This window comes from Pseudomonas sp. NPDC088414 (genome assembly GCF_044753325.1).
GTDB lineage: Bacteria > Pseudomonadota > Gammaproteobacteria > Pseudomonadales > Pseudomonadaceae > Aquipseudomonas.
Genome location: NZ_JBIVMY010000001.1, coordinates 658982 through 677882 on the forward strand (window position 1 = coordinate 658982; position 18901 = coordinate 677882).

The following is an 18901-nucleotide window of genomic DNA, read 5'->3' on the forward strand; positions in this document are numbered from 1 at the left end:
CCCCATTGATTCACACGTCAATCAAGGACTGACTTCTTCACAATATTCACCATCGTTATTGACCAGGAATACTTCGTGAATGGCAGGTGTCGATTCCGGTATAACGCTGGAGATCGTGTAGGTCAGTTTGCCCCAGCCTCCTGACACAGGTTTCAGATGAGTTGCGTATACGCCGATTTCGAACTCCATATCTGCAACAGGATCTGGAACCGGTCTGTCAACAACTTGCACGCGGGTTCCCGGAATGGGAACGGTAGCGTTTTCATCCGAGAACCCTTCCCAAGTCAAAGTCACTGAACGCCCGATAACCATTGAAGGACTTTGCGGCACAGTCACTTTGAGATTGCGTCGAGTAGTACCATCCCCATTCGGCGGGAAGTTCAATGTCCCGCAGGAAATCCGGCCCCTGAACAGACCGTTTACCACCGGGGCTGGCAAGTCGATTTTTGTGATGTCTACAACAACATCCTGTTCTCTCGAAAATACCGGGTTGTTCCCGCCAATCCGGGAAAGTTTCCACTTGATCTTGATAGTTGCGTTTTGTTTCAACTCGATAACACTCCATGGCACCACAACAGGCCCCAGTTCCGTTCCCTCATCGCCAGGCTGCAACAGGATATCCGGCGTTAACGCTACATCGTCATAAAACACGGTGACTGACAGCGCGGTTTCGGCAGGAGGAGCGTCATAGAGTTGTACGAAGATTTCCGCATGCTTGCCATGGTCGTTATCGTCGAGGATGTTATCGACGCCTTGAGAAGAAACCAGTCGTGGCAAAGCAAAGTTCGGGTTGACGTCGCTCGGCTCATCGGGATTGTCGGGGCCATCCTGGAAGATATCGACTTCGATATCGGTGTCTTCCGTGGCAATCGGCGCGCCAGCTCCCCGGAACATTTCGTAACGGACATTAGTTGGGACAGGCACGTCAGTGACACCGTATTCTGCTTTGATGATTGCGTAATCCACCGGAAAGACCAGCGTCGTATTGGTGCCCACAAGCTGCTCGGAACCTGCTTGCGTTTTGCCCCAATATACCCGGATGGAGTCGGAAGGCGCGCTGGGCTGGGGAACGGGCACTTCGACAGTGACCCCAAGCATGCAATCCGCCACATCAATCAGGGTATCGCCATCCGTGCCATCTGCCAGCGGAACACCAGGTTTCTCCGGCACAGGGGGAGCAAGGTGCCGGACCACTCGCGTGTTTTGTCTTGACCTGTGACTGATATTGCCCACCAGATCCTTGACTATGAATCTCAGCTCATTCACCCCATCCTTCAGAGCATTGAGAATACTGAGAGGAATGTTGATTAGCCCGCTCGCCGGAACAGTCACATCTCGCAGAACGGGTGTGGCATAGGCCGGATCGTTCGAGATGCCAAAGTAGATATCACAAACGTCTGTCGCTTCGGCATTGAACGTTGCGAGCGTGATTCTGACGTCGATACCGCCAGGGTGGGCGCCCAGATAGGCATCATCGATCTCCTGACTGGGTGGCAAATCTGCGGGGAAATTGATCGCGGGTGGCGACAGGTCCGAGGCTGGTGACTTGATCTGGTAAGGCTTGGTCTTGTCGATGCGGTATCGGGTGATATCGGCGTGAGTCGGGTTAGCACCTCCGGCATAGATGATGTATTCAAGGTCATATTCGGTGGGCGTTTCCGGTGTTGGCAACTCTACAAGTCGGGCCAGTGGTATCGCGAGCGGCAGGGGCCAGGTGCGATTGGCAATTGGACCCAGAGGATGATCGAGTAAAAGCGTGATAGGGGTTGTACTACCATTGACGTATAGATTGACGTCCAGCGTATCGTTCGCGAATTCGTCAGGCGGCTGAGGAATCGTATACGGCAGGTTTGCATTCAACTTCGAAATCGGAATACGCCCATCTCCAGGAATTCTGTCGGCAATAGTGGCACCGGGCAAATTCGATGGGCCGTTACCTTGCAACCGAACCTGTTTGTTGAAGGCAGTATTTCTTACTCTGGTGTTCATGACGTGATCTCCGTTTCTCATGCATAAAGGCACCTTATCCGGCGAGACGCGAAAGTCGGTGCTAGGGTTTGACGCTTTGTACCAATACCTTCAAGGACCGCACGGCAAGTTTTCACCGGGAATTATCCGGTCAATCTTGACCACTCCACTGTTTGAGGACCCGATCAATCTGAAGCCACGATAAATTGAATAACCGGCCTTGCCCGATGCATCCTTTTTCATAGGTTCTATATGCGGCACAAATGGCTCTACCGTGATAGAAAAACCGACAGCAATTTCCTGCGCACTCAACAGTGTTTTGTCGATTCGTTTGTAAGTACCCGGGATGACAGTTCCACTGCCATTCAGAGTTGAATAACCGGACCATTCCACTGCACAGACATCACCAATCTGACAAAAAGCTGGCAGTGGCGGTACCTTGACCTCAATCCCGTGCCAGACTGGAGGGTTGGAACTGCAATTGAGATACCCCCATATATTGGCTGCGGGGAAATCTGGCGCGGGCAGATTGACCGGAACGGGAGTGTGATTAATGGTTAAAGTTCGAGGATCAGAGTAAGCCGGGTTACCCACAAAGTTTTGTGTCTCATAAGACAGCTCCACGACGCCATCATTGATCAGAAACTCTGGACCAATGGGAATAATGATCTCGAGGGCTGTAATAGGCGTTGTATAAAACGTTGTAGAAGTAAACTCGACAACACCGCTTCGTGTCAGTCGAACAATCAGAGTGTCTTGCTCTCCGGGTGGCGACTGTTGCGGCCATACAGGAATAATGACCTCAATACCATTCTGCAGGAGATCAGGCGGAATGTTCCCGGCAGGGTCGCTTTCCGGGATACCACGAACCTGCGGAGCGTCATAGACGAGAATATTGTCAGGCATGTCATTCCCCGTTGATTTCCAGAGTGGTACTGGAATCAATTAGGCGCCAATTCTCGGCATCGACCAACTGTCAGATCTGACAGGTAAAACTACCGTCTGTCAGATTTCTTCTGATCACTCGCCGCATATCCCTGTTGACGTAGCGCGGCTGATGAGGTTTCCTGAAACCGGTTTCACAGTATAAAAACAAGGCCCGCCTACATGAACGACTTCTCCGCCGCCCAGCGCAGCCGCGTGACCATGCTTGATGTCGCCGAACGCGCCGGCGTCTCCAAGGCCAGCGTCTCGCGCTTCATCGGCGACGACCGCGCCCTGCTCTCCGATGCCATCGCCTTGCGCATCGAACAGGCGATCGCCGAACTCGGCTACCGCCCCAATCAGATGGCCCGAGGCTTGAAGCGCGGCCGTACGCGCCTGATCGGCATGCTCGTGGCCGATATCCGCAACCCTTATTCTATTGCCGTGATGCACGGGGTGGAAACTGCCTGCCGTGCGCACGGTTACAGCCTGGTGGTATGCAACACCGACCGCGACGATGAGCAGGAGCGCCAGCATTTGGCGCTGTTGCGCTCGTACAACATCGAAGGGCTGATCGTGAACACCCTCGGCCATCACCGTGAAGAACTCCACGAACTGCACCGCGAGATGCCGTTGGTACTGGTGGACCGCAAGGTGGAAGGCCTGGACAGCGACATGGTCGGGCTGAACAACCCGCAAGCCATCGAGATGGCGCTGGAGCATCTTCAGCATCGTGGCTATTGCGATGTGCTGCTGGTAACCGAACCGTATGACGGCACCAGTTCGCGGATCGAGCGAGTCAGCAGTTTTCAGGCGCAAATTGCCCGGCGCTCCGGGTTGACCGGCGCCGTACTGGAAACCGACGACGCACTCGCCACTCATCTGCAAACCTTTTTAAACACACCAGCGACCGGACCTAAAGCCCTGTTCTGCGCCAACGGCGTGGCGGCGCTGGCCTGCACCCTGGCCTTGCGCGAAATCGGTTGCCGGTTGTTCGAGGATGTCGGGCTGATTGCCCTGGATGATCTGGATTGGTACCCGTTGGTGGGCAGCGGGATTACCGCCCTCGCCCAGCCGACGGGCGAGATTGGCGCGCGGGCGTTTGAGTGTTTGCTCAAGCGTTTGCGGGGGGATGTCGAGGTAGCGCGCAGGGTGGATTTTGCGCCGGTGTTGGTTGAGCGCGGGTCTACCCGAGGATCTTTGCGGTGATTTTTATGGCGCCATCGCGAGCAGGCTCACTCCTACAAGGGGAGTGCATTCCAAATGTAGGAGTGAGCCTGCTCGCGATAGCCCGAAAAAGAACCATCAGATTTTTTTTGAACAAAAATGAAACCGGTTTCAGAGGTAGATAACAATGAATAAACCTGCCGTTTCCATCAGCCTGTCCAGCTACGGCGCCGAGCTCGTGCGCCAGCGTGGCCAGGCGTTCTTCATCGATGTGCTGGCCGCTGCTGGCGCTGATCGCATCGAGTGGCGCGAAGAGTTGCTGACCCGCGAAGTGCCGGAGCAACTGAACGCCGCCACCCAGGCGCAGGGCCTGCAAAGCATCTATTCGTCGCCGAGCGAACTGTGGCTCACCGGGCAGGCACGGCCCAATCCCGAGCTGATCAGCGCCCTGCAACATGCAGAGGCGTTTGGCTCAAAATGGCTGAAGGTCTCGCTCGGTTACTTCACCGACAATTGTGATCTGCCAGTACTGAAACAACTGCTGGGCAACAGCCCGGTGCAACTGCTGGTGGAAAACGATCAGACCTTGCATGGCGGCCGCATCGAACCGTTCCAGCGTTTTTTCACGGCGGTGGAGCAGCATGGTTTGCCGATCAAGATGACCTTCGACATCGGCAACTGGCAGTGGCAAGACCAGTCCGCCGCCAACGCCGCACGCCTGCTCGGACGCCACGTCGGCTACGTGCATTGCAAAGCGGTAGCGCGCCGCGCCGACGGCAAACTGGTCGCCGTGCCACCGGCCGTCAGCGACCTGCATTTGTGGGAACAACTGCTGCGGCACATGGCCCAAGGCGTTATGCGCGCCGCCGAATACCCGTTGCAGGGCGATGATCTAGTGGCACTGACCACCGAACATGTCGCCGCCCTCGCCCGCCTCGGCCAATCGCGCCTGGAGCCTGCCCATGTCTGATCTCGATATTTTGTCGTTCGGCGAAACCATGGCGATGCTGGTTGCCGAACAGGCCGGTGATCTGGCTGCCGTCGAGCACTTTCACAAACGCATTGCCGGCGCCGACAGCAATGTGGCGATCGGCCTGTCGCGCCTGGGTTTCAATGTGGCGTGGCTAAGCCGGGTCGGCGCCGATTCCCTCGGACGCTTCGTGGTCCAGACCTTGATCGAGGAAGGTCTGGATTGCAGTCACGTCGCAGTCGACAGCGCGCATCCGACCGGTTTCCAGTTCAAGTCGCGTAACGACGATGGCAGTGACCCGCAGGTCGAGTATTTCCGCCGTGGCTCGGCGGCCAGTCATCTGTCACCGCTGTCGATCAGTGACAGCCTGTTAAGCGCCCGCCACCTGCACGCCACCGGGATTCCACCGGCGCTGTCAGCGAGCGCCCGGGAAATGTCGTTCGAGCTGATGACACGCATGCGTCATGCCGGGCGCAGCGTGTCGTTCGACCCCAATTTGCGCCCAAGCCTGTGGGCCAGCGAGCAAGAGATGATCCGCGAGATCAACCGCCTCGCCGCCCTTGCCCACTGGGTCTTGCCGGGCTTGAGCGAAGGTCGGTTGCTGACCGGATTCGAAGATCCGGCGGACATCGCGGCGTTCTATCTCGATCAGGGCGCCGAAGCCGTAGCGATCAAACTCGGGCCGCAAGGTGCCTATTACCGCACGCAACTGGATCAGGGTTTTGTCGCCGGGGTACCGGTGGCCAACGTGGTCGACACCGTGGGTGCGGGGGACGGATTTGCGGTCGGCATGATCAGTGCGCTGCTGGAGCATCAGAGTTTTGCCGAGGCGGTGCAACGCGCCAACTGGATTGGCAGTCGGGCGGTGCAGAGTCGCGGGGATATGGAGGGGTTGCCGACCCGGTGCGAGCTCTCCAGCGAATTCGAGGCCGCCATCGCTGGCAAGCCAGCTCCCACAGGGTTCGGCGGTGGGAATGCAATAGTCGACTTACCCGAGATACCTGTGGGAGCTGGCTTGCCAGCGATGAGGCCCGCTCAGACAACCGATTAATTGAACCTGCTGCGACAAAAACAACAAGCTCAGGAGCAACACCATGAAAACCGCAACCCTCGCCGCCCGTCGCTGGTGGTACATCATGCCGATCGTGTTCATCACCTACAGCCTGGCGTATCTGGATCGCGCCAACTACGGCTTCGCCGCCGCCTCCGGCATGGCTGCCGACCTGATGATCACCCCGGGCCTGTCTTCATTGCTCGGGGCGCTGTTCTTCCTCGGCTACTTTTTCTTCCAGGTGCCGGGAGCGATCTACGCGCAAAAGCACAGCGTGAAAAAGCTGATTTTCTTCAGCCTGATTTTCTGGGGCGGCCTCGCCACCCTGACCGGGGTGGTGTCCAACGCCTACTGGCTGATCGTCATCCGCTTCATGCTCGGCGTGGTCGAAGCCGCGGTGATGCCGGCGATGCTGGTTTACCTGTGCCACTGGTTCACCCGTGCCGAACGCTCGCGGGCCAACACTTTTCTGATCCTCGGCAACCCGGTGACCATGCTGTGGATGTCGGTGGTTTCCGGCTATCTGGTGCAACACTTCAGTTGGCGCTGGATGTTCATCATCGAAGGCTTGCCGGCGGTGATCTGGGCGTTTATCTGGTGGAAGCTGGCCGATGATCGTCCGGCTCAGGCCAAGTGGCTGAGCGAGCAGGAAAAGCACGATCTGGAAAGCGCGCTGGCCGCAGAACAGGTCGGGATCAAAGCAGTGAAGAACTACGCCGAAGCGTTCCGTTCGCCGAAGGTGATCATTCTGGCGCTGCAGTTTTTCTGCTGGAGCATCGGCGTCTACGGCTTCGTGCTGTGGCTGCCGTCGATCCTCAAGGCCGGCGCGCAAATGGACATGATCGAAGCCGGCTGGCTGTCGGCGCTGCCGTACCTGGCGGCGGTGATCGGCATGCTTGCGGTGTCGTGGGGCTCGGACAAACTGCAAAAGCGCAAACGCTTCGTCTGGCCGCCACTGCTGATCGCCTCCATTGCGTTCTACGGCTCCTACGCCCTGGGCGCCGAGCATTTCTGGTGGTCGTACACGTTGCTGGTGATTGCCGGCGCCTGCATGTACGCGCCGTACGGGCCGTTCTTCGCCATCGTTCCGGAGATCCTCCCGGCCAACGTCGCCGGTGGCGCCATGGCGCTGATCAACAGCATGGGCGCGCTCGGTTCGTTCGGCGGCTCGTATCTGGTCGGTTATCTGAACAGCTCCACCGGTTCGCCCGGTGCTTCGTACCTGCTGATGAGCGGCGCGTTGCTGCTGTCGGTGGTGCTGACGATTTTTCTCAAGCCCGGCGCCAGTGACCGCGTCGTGGCCAAAGCCGTTGCCACGCGTCCTGTGCCAGCGCATTCCTGAAAGGATTTTTCGTCCATGAAAAAGCAAGTCGTGCTGTACAAGAAACTCTCGCCGGCGCTGATGACGCGTCTGCAGCAACAGTGTGACGTGACACTGATCGAAAGCCTCGACGCCGACGGCTTGATGAAACTGCGCGACGCCCTGCCCGGCGCCCACGGTTTGCTCGGCGCCAGCCTGAAACTCGACGCGGCGTTGCTCGACCTCGCGCCGCAACTGCAGGCGATTGCCAGCGTTTCGGTGGGCGTCGACAACTACGACATCGACTACCTGACGCGGCGCAAGATTCTCCTGAGCAATACCCCGGATGTACTGACCGAAACCACCGCCGACACCGGTTTCGCCTTGATCCTCGCCACGGCCCGACGCGTGGTGGAGCTGGCGAACATGGTGCGCAGCGGCCAGTGGCATCGCAACATCGGCCCGGCGCATTTCGGCACCGATGTGCATGGCAAGACCCTGGGCATCATCGGCATGGGGCGGATCGGTGAAGCGTTGGCGCAGCGCGGGCATTTCGGCTTTGGCATGCCGGTGCTCTATCACAGCCAGTCGCGCAAACCGGCGGTCGAGGCGCGTTTCGACGCGCAGTACCGCAGCCTTGAGGCGCTGCTGCAAGAGGCGGACTTCATCTGCCTGACCTTGCCGCTGACTGCGCAGACCGAAGGTTTGATCGGCGCCGAGCAGTTTGCGCTGATGCGCCCCGAGAGCATTTTCGTCAATATCTCGCGCGGCAAAGTGGTGGATGAAGCGGCGCTGATCGACGCGTTGCGCCATCAGCGGATTCGTGCGGCGGGGCTGGATGTGTTCGAGCGTGAGCCGCTGAATCATGACTCGCCGTTGTTGCAGCTGAATAATGTGGTGGCAACCCCGCACATGGGCTCGGCGACGCATGAGACGCGCGAGGCGATGGCGCGGTGTGCGGTGGAGAATCTGCTGGCGGCTTTGGCTGGGGAGAAGCCGGTGAATCTGGTGAATCCCGCGGCTTGGCAGGGCTGATATCTTCAGTGCCTGTTCTGAACAAATCGCTGGCAAGCCAGCTCCCACAGGTTATTCAGTGTTCATTACATTTCAGAACGACACAAAACCCTGTGGGAGCTGGCTTGCCAGCGATGAGGCCGGGACAGGCCCCACAAAACTGTCAGGCACTACGCGCCTGAAGAAGCTGCACCGCACACAACGCAATCCGCGCACAGGCATCCGCCAGCTGCACCCGATCCAGCACCAGCCCGATGCGAATATGCCCCGCCGCACTCGGCCCGAACGCCTCACCGGCCAGCACCGACACGCCGTACCCTTCCAGCAGCCGCTCGGCAAACGCCTGCGCGCCATACCCGGTCTGGCGTACATCGACCATCACGAACATCCCGCCATCGGGGCGAATCGGCTGCAGCCCCGGACAACCGCGCAAGCGTTCGCAGACCAGATCGCGGCGCAACCGATATTCCTCGCGCATCTGCGTCACTTCCGGCAGATCACTTTCCAGCGCCACTTGCGCGGCTTTCTGCACGAAGTCCGGCAGGCCGAAGAGCATGCTCAACGACAGGTTCACCAGATGCTCGGCCAAGGCTTTCGGCCCGATCGACCAGCCGATACGCCAGCCGGTCATGGCGTGGGATTTCGACAGGCTGTTGATGGTCGCCGTGCGTTCGGCCATGCCCGGCAGACTCGCCGGGCTGATATGTTCGCCCTCGTACAGCAGATCGCTGTAGACCTCGTCACTGATCAGCCACAAATCGTGGCGCACGCACAGCGCCGCCAGTTCCTGCCAGATCAGCAGGGACAGGCTTGCGCCAGAGGGATTGTTGGGACTGTTTAGCAGCATCGCGCGGGTCTTTGGCGTGATCCGCGCGGCAACATCGGCGGGATCGACTCTAAAGCCGTTTTCCGGCCGTACCGGCACCGGCACCACCGTCGCACCGCAGGCCCCGAACACGCCTTCATAAGTCACGTACATCGGCTCGGCGACGATCACCTCGTCCCCCGGGTCCAGCAGACACTGAGCCACCGAATACACCGCACATTGCGCGCCGGGCAGCACGATCACGTGCTCGGCATCCACCACCTGACCGCTGCGCCGCTGGTGGCGCGCGGCGATCAACTTGCGCAGCGCCAAGCGGCCACGCACCTCCGAGTAATGCGTATCGCCAGCCAGCAGACTGTCGATGGCGCCGTGGATGATCGGCAGCGGCGTGTCGAAATCCGGATCGCCCACGCTCAGCAGCAGGATATCGACACCCTCGGCGCGCAGCTCCAGCGCTCGGTCGTGAATCTGCCAGGCCGCTGCTCCCTCCCCGGCGATGCGTTGGGTCAAGGCTGAATAGCGCATGCACGTCTCCTGATTGCGCGGTCTCCAGCCTTCACCCTAGGTCAAATCACAAACCGCGCCACCATGGCATTCAAATCCACCGCCAGACGCGACAGTTCATGGGTGGCGGCGCTGGTCTGGTTGGCCCCGGCGGCCGACTGAGTGGCCAGATCGCGAATATTGACCAGGTTGCGATCAACTTCACGGGAGACCTGCGCCTGCTCTTCCGAGGCGCTGGCGATCACCAGGTTGCGCTCGTTGATCTGATGGATCGACTGAGTGATCTGCTCCAGCGCGACGCCGGCAGCGCGGGCCATTTCCAGGGTGGTCTGGGTGCGCTGGTTGCTTTGCTGCATCGACGACACCGCTTCGCCGGTGCCGTTCTGGATGCCGGCGACCATTTTTTCGATTTCCTGGGTCGATTGCGCGGTGCGATGGGCCAAGGCGCGCACCTCGTCCGCTACTACGGCGAAACCGCGTCCGGCCTCACCGGCACGCGCCGCTTCGATCGCGGCGTTGAGGGCCAGCAGGTTGGTCTGTTCGGCGATGGCACGAATCACGTCGAGCACCTTGCCGATGTCGCGGCCTTGCGCGGCGAGGCCTTCGATCATTTGCGCGGTGTTCTGCACGTCGTGGGTCATGGTCTGGATCGCGTCGACGGTTTTCACCACCTGGTCGCGACCTTCGCGAGCGGCCTGGGTCGACTGGTTCGAGGCTTCGGACGTCGACACCGCGTTGCGTGCGACTTCTTCCACAGCGGCGGTCATCTCGTTGACGGCGGTGGCAGCCTGCTCGATTTCATCGTTCTGCTGCTGCAGACCACGGGAAGCCTCTTCGGTGACCGCGCTAAGCTCTTCGGCAGCAGCGCCAAGTTGCGTGGCGGAGCCGGCGATCTGTTCGATGGTTTTGCGCAGGTTGGTCTGCATCAGCGCCAGCGCTTCGAGCAGGCGGGCCGGTTCGTCCTTGCCGTCGACTTCAATGGTTTTGCTCAGGTTGCCACCGGCGATGGTTTGCGCCGCCAGCACTGCACGGTTCAGCGGGGTAACGATGCTGCGGGTCAGCAGCAGGGCCAACAGCACCGTCGCCAAAGCGGCAACCACCGCGACAATGACGATGCCGGTGATGGCGCTGTCGTAGTGCTCGCCCGCTTGAGCGGACGCGTCTTTCGCACCGGCGGCGTTGATCGCAATCAGTTTGTTGAGCTGCTCGCCCATCTGATCGGTGCCGTCCTTGATTCGCGTATTGATCAGGGTGCGCATCTCCTCGACCTTGTCCTGACGCGACAGCTCCATCATCTGGTTTTGCGCTTGCAGATAGTTCTCCAGCGTCGCGGCGAACGCTTTGTATTGTGCCAGCTCTTCGCTACCGGCGGGCAACGCGGCATAACTGGCCTGAGCACTGCGCACCTTGTCCACCAGCACGCCGATGCGCGTTTGCGCTTCTTGCAGACCGGCAGGGTCGCGGTTGACCAGAATCCGGAACGACAGGATCCGCAGGCGCAAAACGTTTTCCGTCACCACGCCAAGGTAGGTCACGCTGGGCAGTTGATTGGTCTCCATGTCGATGGAGGCCTGGCGGATGGTCGTCATGCGGTTGACGGCGAACACGCCAAGAACGATCACCAGCAAGGCAATAAAGGCAAAACCGAGGAAGGCACGGGGCGCGATATTCAGGTTACGCAAGGACATGGTTGGACTCTCGGGTAGAGGTAACTGCGAGCGTCCTTGCCGTCATCACTGGACCTTGGGGCGGGTTCAGTGTGGCGTCACTGTTCGAGGGAATCTGTGTGCGCCTGATCTCTGTATCGGCTGGGCTTTAGGAAGGTTTTGTGTAAAGCGAAAATATTTTTCAAGGTGTTTCAGCGCTGAAACACCGTTGAAGCTTGCCCTACTTCTGTGGCGAGGGAGCTTGCTCCCGCTGGGCTGCGAAGCGGCCCTATAACCTGCCACCACGTATCATCAGTTTCACCGCATCAGGCAGGTTGACGACTGCTGCGCAGCCGAGCGGGAGCAAGCTCCCTCGCCACAACATCTTCAGGGCGTCAGCTATTGAGTTTGGCCATCTGCCAGACCCGGGCAATGTCAGCCGCGCGCTCACGCAACAAACGCGGAGCCTCGGCGCAGGCCTGTTCGAGGGTCATCGGGCCGCTGGTCACGGCGAAGGCCGCATCGATGCCGTGCTCGTAGAGTTCCTGATAACCCTCGCCCAGCGTGCCGGCGATGACAATGACCGGGACATCGTGTTGCTTGGCAATCCGCGCCACGCCGAACGGGGTCTTGCCGCGCAGGGTTTGCGCGTCGAACCGCCCTTCGCCGGTGATCACCAGATCGGCGCCGTTGACCGCTTCGGCCAGCCCGACCAACTCGGCCACCACTTCAACGCCGGCCTGAAATTGCGCACCGAGAAACGCCTTCGCCGCAAAACCCAGTCCACCCGCTGCACCGCTGCCCGGCTCATCGCGAACGTCCTTGCCCAACGCCTGCGCGCAGAGTTCGGCGAAGTGGCCCAGCGCCTGATCCAGTTGCTGCACCTGTGCCGGTGACGCGCCCTTTTGCGGGCCGAAAATCGCCGAGGCGCCGTGCGGACCGCACAGCGGATTGTTGACGTCCGCGGCGATGTCGAAGCGCACTTGGGCCAGACGCGAATCCAGATCACTCAGATCCAGATGGGCCAATTGCGCCAAGGCAAGACCACCCGGCACCAGATCCTGCCCCTGCCCATCGAACAATTTCAAACCGAGCGCCTGCATCGCGCCGGCGCCGCCGTCGTTGGTGGCGCTGCCGCCAATCGCCAGAATCACCCGTTGCGCACCGGCATCCAGCGCGGCGCGAATCAGTTCACCGGTGCCGAAGGTGCTGGTGATGCAGGCATCGCGCTGCCCCGTGGGCACCAGTTGTAAACCACTGGCCTCAGCCATTTCGATGATCGCGGTGTGGTTGTGTGGCAGCCAGCCCCACGCGGCATCGACCGGGGTGCCCAACGGCCCGCGTACGCGGGTGCGGCGCAGCTCGCCTTCACACGCGGCAAGAATCGACTCCACCGTGCCCTCGCCACCGTCGGCCATCGGGCACTTGACCAATGTCGCCTGCGGCCAGACTTGCGCCAGCCCCAGCGCAATGGCCTCGGCAACGCCTTGGGCACTCAGGCTGTCCTTGAACGAATCGGGGGCGATGACGATCTTCATGCGAATTCTCCAGTTCCAATGCCCCTCATGCTGCCAGTCGGCATGCGCATTGACGCCTGTCCGCTGCACAAGGGCGGTGGGCGTTTATTGTTCATTTCTACAAAGACCTTGGGCTTGATGCCGAATGTTCTGGCCTCATCGCTGGCAAGCCAGCTCCCACAGGGATCTTCAGTGGCTACAAAACTTGTAATCACCTTGTAAACCTGTGGGAGCTGGCTTGCCAGCGATGGCGGCCGCAAGAACAACTCATACAGCTAGATCAGTCTGCGGCAGCAATTGCACCCCGAGATATAGCGCCAGCATCCCGTCGAGCTTCAGCGGATCCACCCCGCTGATCTCGGCAATCCGCTCCATCCGGTAACGCAGGCTGTTGCGATGAATGCCCAATGCATCGGCACACGCCTGACTCTGCCCATCGTGTTCACACCAACTGCGCAGGGTCGCGAGCAACTGGCCGTTGCCATCCTTGGTGATGACCTTGCGCAACGGTTTGAGCAATTCATCCAGCGCATCATCGTTGCGATGGCGCCAGAGCATCACCGGCAATCGATAGCGATTGAGCGTCAGCAAGCGCGAGTGCGGCAGCACATCCCGGCCATAGGCCAGCAGATCACCGACCCGCCGATAGCAACGGCGTAACCCGGCCAGCCCATCCGCCTGCCCACCCACGGCGATACGCAAAATGTTCCAGCCGAGGCCATCAAGCTTTTCCAGCAGACGATCATGCTCAACCGTCTGACTTGCGGGTCGGCACCACAGCAGCGATGACTTGGCCGAACTCACGCACCAACTGTCCGGATAGCGCGAGGTCAGCCACGCGCTCAACGCCTCGACGGTCTGCCCCGGCCCGTGCTCCAGACCCAGCTCGAACAGATACGGCACCCGGGTCAATTGCGGCTTGAGCCCCAATTGCTGCGCCTCATCGACCAGCCGCGGCGAGTCCCCCGCTTCGCTCAACAGCAACGCCAGCAAGTCATCACAACGCTGACGCCGCCATTGCTGCTCGGCCTGCTGGTTGCGCTGACCGACGAGCATTTCCGCGGTCATGCGCACCAGTTCGGCGTAGGTGCGCAGTTGCTCCGGTTCGCCGGTAATGCCGAGCACGCCGATCAGGCGTTGATCAAGCATCAGCGGCAGGTTGATGCCCGGCTGCACACCCTTCAAGTGCACGGCGGTTTGTGCATCGATCTCTACCACCCGCCCGTTGGCCAGCACCAGTTGCGCACCTTCGTGACGGGTGTTGATGCGCTCCGGCTCGCCACTGCCGAGAATCAGGCCCTGGCTGTCCATGACGTTGACGTTGTAGGGCAAAATGGCCATGGCCCGGTCGACGATATCCTGAGCGAGGTCGTGATCGAGTTCGAACATGATCGGCAAAATCCTTAAGCAGCGGCGGCGGACGGTTGTTCACCCGCACAGGGTCTGGCGGCAAACCCTGTGCTCAGGCACAAAGACAATCCGGCCACAGGTGGCCGAGACTCTCGGGGCGATCAACGTTAACCTGTGCATCGCAAAAAATCATAATAAAGAGAGAGCCGCTATGTCGCAGAGCGCCGCAGCTACCCAGACCATCGATGACGGTAAAGACGCCGTCTACAAACGCATCACCCTGCGTTTGATCCCCTTCATCTTCATCTGCTACCTGTTCAACTACCTCGACCGGGTCAACGTTGGCTTCGCCAAACTGCAGATGCTCGACGCATTGAAGTTCAGCGAAACCGTGTACGGCCTCGGTGCCGGGATCTTCTTCATCGGCTACGTGCTGTGCGGCGTGCCGAGCAATCTGGCGCTGACCCGATTCGGCCCACGACGCTGGATCGCGCTGATGATGATCACCTGGGGCACGCTGTCGACCTGCCTGTTGTTCGTCAGCACCCCGACCCAGTTCTACACTCTGCGCCTGTTCACTGGCGCAGCCGAAGCCGGGTTCTTCCCGGGTGTGGTGCTGTACCTCTCGCAGTGGTTCCCGACGTTTCGCCGCGGGCGGATCATGGCGCTGTTCATGTCGGCGATCCCGGTCTCGGGCCTGCTTGGCAGCCCGTTCTCCGGCTGGATCCTCAATCACTTCGCCGCAGGCCAGGGCGGTCTGGCCGGCTGGCAGTGGATGTTTCTGCTGCAAGGCATTCCAACGGTCATCCTCGGCGCCCTCGCCTATTTCCTGCTGAGCGACAGCTTTGCCAACGCCAAGTGGCTGAGCCCGCATGAGCGCGCGGTGCTCGAGGCGGATCAGGCCGAAGACCTGGCGAACAAGCCGAAAACCACTTCCGATTCGCTGCTCGCAGTGTTCAAGAACCCGGCGATCTGGGCCTTTGGCCTGATCTACTTCTGCATCCAGAGCGGCGTGTACGCGATCAACTTCTGGCTGCCGTCGATCATCAAGAACCTCGGCTTCAGTGACAACCTGGTGATCGGCTGGCTGAGCGCGATTCCGTATCTGCTGGCGGCGGTGTTCATGTTGCTGGTCGGGCGTTCGGCAGACTTGCGCAAAGAACGGCGCTGGCACTTGGTGGTGCCGATGTTGATGGGCGCGCTCGGTCTGCTGATCGCGGTGAACTTCGCCGCCAACCCGGCCATCGCCATTCTCGGCCTGGCCATCGCGACCATGGGCGCGCTGACCGGTCTGCCGATGTTCTGGCCGGTGCCGACCGCCCTGTTGAGCGCGGGCGCGGCGGCCGGTGGTCTGGCGTTGATCAACTCGATGGGGCAGATGGCCGGTTTCCTCAGCCCGTACCTGGTGGGTTGGGTCAAGGACAGCACCGGTTCGACCGATGCGGCGTTGTATTTGCTGGCGGGTGTGATCGTGGGTGGTAGCCTGTTGGCGTTGCGCATGACCCGGACGTTGCGCGCGTAATCACGCTTCAAGAGCAAAAGATCGCAGCCTGCGGCAGCTCCTACACGGAAATACGCGTTTCCCTGTAGGAGCTGCCGAAGGCTGCGATCTTTTTACGATGTCCGAGCAAACTCAGGTATTGCAGGCAAGTGCTCAGCCGATAATTCACTTTGCCCCGTCGGACGCTTCTGGTATTTGATTGGAGTTTTCCCACCGATAAAAGGATTTCGGCATGAGCTATCGCACACTGGGGCACTCGGGTTTGCAGGTGTCCACTCTCACGTTGGGCACGATGATGTTTGGCGAGCAAACCAGCGCTGAAGACTCGCTGCGCATCATCGACAAGGCCTGGGATCAGGGCATCAATTTCATCGACACCGCCGACGTCTATACCAACGGCCGCTCGGAAGAAATCGTCGGCGAGGCGATTGCCCGCCATCGGCACGAATGGGTGTTGGCGACCAAGGTCGGGTTCGGCCCGGTGGATGGTGTGCCGAACCGCAGCGGCTTGAGCCGCAAGCACATCTTCAATGGTCTGGAGGCCAGCCTGACGCGCCTCGGCACCGACTATCTCGACATCTATTACCTGCACCGCGAAGACCACAACACGCCGCTGGAAGTCACTGTGTCGGCGATTGGCGATCTGATTCGCCAGGGCAAGATTCGTTACTGGGGCTTGTCGAATTATCGAGGCTGGCGCATCGCCGAGGTGATTCGCATCGCTGACAAGCTCGGCGTTGATCGCCCGGTCATCAGCCAGCCGCTGTACAACATCGTCAACCGTCAGGCCGAGACCGAGCAGATCAGCGCCGCGCAGACCTATGGCCTCGGCGTGGTGCCTTACAGCCCGCTGGCCCGCGGCGTGCTCAGCGGCAAGTACGCACCCGACGTCACTCCCGATGCCAACAGCCGCGCCGGGCGTCAGGACAAGCGCATTCTGGAAACCGAATGGCGGGTGGAATCGCTGCGCATCGCCCAGCAGATTCAGCAATACACCCAGGGCCGTGGCGTGGACATTGTCGAGTTTGCGATTGCCTGGGTGCTGAACAACAGCGCCGTCACTTCGGCGATTGTCGGCCCGCGCACCGAACAGCAGTGGGATGCCTACACCAAGGCGCAGGCGGTGCAGATCACGGCGGAGGATGAAGCGTTTATCGACTCGCTGGTGACACCGGGGCATGCGTCGACGCCGGGGTTCAACGATGTGAGCCATTTTGTGTCGGGCCGTAGACCGCGTTCGGCGTGAGATCGCTGCCCTCAACCTAGCCCTCTCCCGGGGGAGAGGGAACCGATCGGGGAATATTGAAGCTACGCTTTTGCCTGAAGCTGTTGTGTTGAATCCATAATCGACTCGGACTTTCACATCGCTGAATGTCGCGAGACCCTGCGGTCAGTCCCCTCTCCCTCTGGGAGAGGGTTAGGGTGAGGGGCTTTTGGGTTCATGTAGGAAATATTGGCCACCCCGACCAATATTCAGCACAAAAACCACGTATCCTGCGCGCCCTGTTTGATCACCCATCCGCGAGGACAGTTTGTCTAAAGGTATCGCTCTATCGGTTTCAGCCTCGGTGCTGTTTGCCGTCATGTATTACTACACCTCGCTGCTCACCCCGTTGAGCGGCGTGGAAATCTTTGGCTGGCGGATGCTGCTGACCGTGCCGTGCATGACCGTGTTCATGCTGGTGTCGGGGGAATGGCGGCGGGTGCTGGAACTGTCGCGCAAGGTGGCGGGCTATCCAAAGCTGATCGGCGGTCTGGTTGTTTCATCAGGTTTGCTCGGCGTGCAGTTGTGGCTGTTCATGTGGGCGCCGCTCAACGGCTACAGCCTCGACGTGTCGCTGGGTTATTTCCTGTTGCCGCTGGCGATGGTACTGACCGGGCGCATCGTGTACGGCGACAGCCTGTCGTACCTGCAGAAAATCGCGGTGTTCTTTGCCATTCTCGGCGTGGCCAACGAGCTGTATCAGGTCGGCGGATTCTCCTGGGCGACGCTGGTGGTCGTGGTCGGTTACCCGCTGTATTTCGTCCTGCGCAAACGCCTGAAGACCGACCACCTCGGTGGTCTGTGGGTCGACATGACCTTGATGCTGCCGGTGGCGTATTGGTTCGTGCGCGGCGGTGAGCAAGGCTTTGCCGTGTTCGATCAGTACCCGGGCCTGCTCTGGCTGATTCCGCTGCTCGGGCTGATCAGTGCTTCGGCGCTGGTGGTGTACATCATTGCCAGCCGCTTGTTGCCGTTCAGTCTGTTTGGCTTGCTCAGTTATGTGGAGCCGGTGTTGCTGCTCGGCGTGGCGTTGTTGCTGGGGGAAAGTATCAAGGCGGGTGAGTGGCTGACTTACATTCCGATCTGGCTGGCGGTGGTGGTGCTGGTGTTTGAAGGATTCAAGCACTTGATGCGGCAGCGCCGCTCTTAAAAGCAAAAGATCGCAGCCTTCGGCAGCTCCTACAGGGAATGCATTCCAAGGTAGGAGCTGCCGGAGGCTCGGGCCGCGATCGGACGATCTTTTGATCTTGAAAAAGCCTGGCACAAGCCAGGCTTTTTTATGGCTTATGTCTCGTCCTGAATAAGGTTTACACCTTCTGACTTCTCATCAGGAGGGTGCAATGGATACAGGTGCAAAACGCAGTCAGCGCGATTACACGCTGACTTTTAAATTGTCGGTTGTCGACCAAGTCGAAAAGGGCGAGTTGAGTTATAAAGAGGCTCAACGGCGCTACGGGATTCAGGGCAGGTCGACGGTGTTGGTTTGGTTACGTAAGCATGGTCGGCAGGACTGGAGCCAAGGCGCTTCCATTCGCTCCCAGAGGATCCGACCGATGGACGAGCCTACTTTGCAATTGCCATTAACTCCCGAGCAGAGAATCAAAGAGCTCGAGGAGCAGTTGGCGCTGGCGAATCAGAAAGCCAAGTTCTTCGAAGACGTGGTCGATGTTCTGAAGAACGATTACGGCGTATCCGTCGTAAAAAAGCGGCCCGGCAAGTCGTTGCGCAAACCCAAACCCTGAGTGTCAGCAGGGCTTGCCAGTTCATGGCGATCAGTCGCCAAGCCTTTTACAAACGTGATCGAGTCTATCGAGCCCGGCTCGAGCAGGATCAGAAACTCATGCAGTTTGTGCAGGAGATCCGCGTACGCCAACCCTGCCTGGGCACACGCAAACTGCA

General features: G+C 59.9%; 14 protein-coding genes and 1 pseudogene. 9 read left to right on the top strand and 6 right to left on the bottom strand.

Annotated features, from left to right (window positions below):
- Positions 1 to 21: 21 nt before the first annotated feature.
- Together ACIP8I_RS02955 and ACIP8I_RS02960 are read right to left on the bottom strand one after the other, a co-directional pair.
- Entirely contained in the window at positions 22 to 1989 is a 1968-nt protein-coding gene (locus tag ACIP8I_RS02955; protein WP_400758520.1) for a hypothetical protein, read from the bottom strand.
- Between the two features lie 90 nt (positions 1990 to 2079).
- Positions 2080 to 2874 carry a hypothetical protein gene (locus tag ACIP8I_RS02960; RefSeq protein WP_400758522.1) on the bottom strand — a complete coding sequence of 265 codons (795 nt, stop codon included), beginning with the start codon at positions 2872 to 2874 and terminating at the stop codon, positions 2080 to 2082.
- Between the two features lie 201 nt (positions 2875 to 3075).
- Between ACIP8I_RS02960 and ACIP8I_RS02965 the strand changes: the two genes are divergently transcribed.
- From ACIP8I_RS02965 to ACIP8I_RS02985, 5 genes are all read left to right on the top strand, one after another.
- Entirely contained in the window at positions 3076 to 4101 is a 1026-nt protein-coding gene (locus ACIP8I_RS02965) for a LacI family DNA-binding transcriptional regulator (RefSeq protein WP_400758524.1), read from the top strand.
- Positions 4102 to 4246: 145 nt separating this feature from the next.
- A complete protein-coding gene (locus tag ACIP8I_RS02970) occupies positions 4247 to 5029 on the top strand; it encodes a sugar phosphate isomerase/epimerase family protein (RefSeq protein WP_400758526.1) in 783 nt (260 codons plus the stop codon).
- Positions 5022 to 6080 carry a sugar kinase gene (locus ACIP8I_RS02975; protein ID WP_400758528.1) on the top strand — a complete coding sequence of 353 codons (1059 nt, stop codon included), beginning with the start codon at positions 5022 to 5024 and terminating at the stop codon, positions 6078 to 6080. Before ACIP8I_RS02970 ends, ACIP8I_RS02975 begins: the two co-directional genes overlap by 8 nt.
- Positions 6081 to 6123: 43 nt before the next feature.
- A complete protein-coding gene (locus ACIP8I_RS02980; protein WP_400758530.1) occupies positions 6124 to 7422 on the top strand; it encodes an MFS transporter in 1299 nt (432 codons plus the stop codon).
- Positions 7423 to 7437: 15 nt separating this feature from the next.
- The gene (locus ACIP8I_RS02985) at positions 7438 to 8415 is read left to right on the top strand and encodes a 2-hydroxyacid dehydrogenase (RefSeq protein ID WP_400758532.1); all 978 of its coding nucleotides are present in this window, start codon (positions 7438 to 7440) and stop codon (positions 8413 to 8415) included.
- Between the two features lie 142 nt (positions 8416 to 8557).
- Here the strand turns inward: ACIP8I_RS02985 and ACIP8I_RS02990 are convergent, their stop codons facing one another.
- The 4 genes from ACIP8I_RS02990 to ACIP8I_RS03005 all read right to left on the bottom strand — a co-directional run bounded on the left by ACIP8I_RS02990 (position 8558) and on the right by ACIP8I_RS03005 (position 14276).
- Complete coding sequence (locus tag ACIP8I_RS02990; protein WP_007963375.1) at positions 8558 to 9745, bottom strand: pyridoxal phosphate-dependent aminotransferase; 1188 nt, start codon at positions 9743 to 9745, stop codon at positions 8558 to 8560.
- Between the two features lie 41 nt (positions 9746 to 9786).
- The gene (locus ACIP8I_RS02995; RefSeq protein WP_400758534.1) at positions 9787 to 11412 is read right to left on the bottom strand and encodes a methyl-accepting chemotaxis protein; all 1626 of its coding nucleotides are present in this window, start codon (positions 11410 to 11412) and stop codon (positions 9787 to 9789) included.
- Positions 11413 to 11765: 353 nt separating this feature from the next.
- Positions 11766 to 12908, bottom strand: coding sequence for a glycerate kinase (locus ACIP8I_RS03000; protein ID WP_400758536.1), 1143 nt, complete (start codon positions 12906 to 12908; stop codon positions 11766 to 11768).
- Between the two features lie 246 nt (positions 12909 to 13154).
- The gene (locus ACIP8I_RS03005; RefSeq protein ID WP_400758538.1) at positions 13155 to 14276 is read right to left on the bottom strand and encodes a sugar diacid recognition domain-containing protein; all 1122 of its coding nucleotides are present in this window, start codon (positions 14274 to 14276) and stop codon (positions 13155 to 13157) included.
- 172 nt (positions 14277 to 14448) lie between these two features.
- On the opposite strand from ACIP8I_RS03005, the gene ACIP8I_RS03010 reads away from it, so the two are divergent.
- From ACIP8I_RS03010 to ACIP8I_RS03025, 4 genes and pseudogenes are all read left to right on the top strand, one after another.
- A complete protein-coding gene (locus ACIP8I_RS03010; RefSeq protein WP_400758540.1) occupies positions 14449 to 15759 on the top strand; it encodes an MFS transporter in 1311 nt (436 codons plus the stop codon).
- Positions 15760 to 15970: 211 nt separating this feature from the next.
- Positions 15971 to 16984 carry an aldo/keto reductase gene (locus ACIP8I_RS03015; RefSeq protein WP_400758542.1) on the top strand — a complete coding sequence of 338 codons (1014 nt, stop codon included), beginning with the start codon at positions 15971 to 15973 and terminating at the stop codon, positions 16982 to 16984.
- Positions 16985 to 17270: 286 nt separating this feature from the next.
- Complete coding sequence (gene rarD / locus ACIP8I_RS03020) at positions 17271 to 18152, top strand: EamA family transporter RarD (protein ID WP_400758544.1); 882 nt, start codon at positions 17271 to 17273, stop codon at positions 18150 to 18152.
- A gap of 190 nt (positions 18153 to 18342) precedes the next feature.
- Positions 18343 to 18901 (top strand): annotated as a pseudogene (locus ACIP8I_RS03025) (helix-turn-helix domain-containing protein); the annotation flags it as partial.